The sequence below is a fragment of the Chromohalobacter sp. HP20-39 genome, from assembly GCF_033052815.1.
Lineage (GTDB): Bacteria > Pseudomonadota > Gammaproteobacteria > Pseudomonadales > Halomonadaceae > Chromohalobacter.
Map to the genome: position 1 here is coordinate 1 of NZ_JAWHTP010000108.1, position 520 is coordinate 520.

1 pseudogene is annotated in these 520 nt (G+C 68.5%); it reads left to right on the plus strand.

The features are described from left to right. Positions 1-422 (plus strand): annotated as a pseudogene (locus RVY79_RS17165) (hypothetical protein); the annotation flags it as partial. Positions 423-520: the final 98 nt, after the last annotated feature.

Sequence of the window (520 nt, forward strand, 5' to 3'; positions counted from 1 at the left end):
CCGGGCCCGAGCAAGTCACGCACGCAGTACAGACGCAAGCGCCGGCCGCCCCTGCCTCGGCGCCGGAACCTGCAGTCGCCGCAAACCAAGCCACGCCGGCAGCCATCGGAAGCTCGACGCCCTCAGCGCCGGTTGCAGCATCTGTCACGGCCGCGCCCACTGCACCGGTGGCTCAACCACAGCGAGCCGCCCTTTCCGCAGCCGAGGTGGCGCCCCGCGAGCGCGTTCCTGCGCCGGAGAAGGTCGAAACAGCCCCGGCTCAGCCCGCTGCTCGGCGTACCGAGCGCACCGCACCCGATCAAGCCCCTGTTACGCGGCCCGCGCCGGCACCCCAACCAACCGCCACGGCACCGCGCGCCGCTACACCACCGGCACGCACCACGGAAGCGAATCGTCCGTCCGGCGACGTGAAGATGTTCTGAGGAGCAAACCATGAAAGAGCAGATGGAAATCAGCATCATCAACGAGGGCATGGCGATTCACGGCAATGTCGACATGGACCATGGCGGCTCCATCCTGG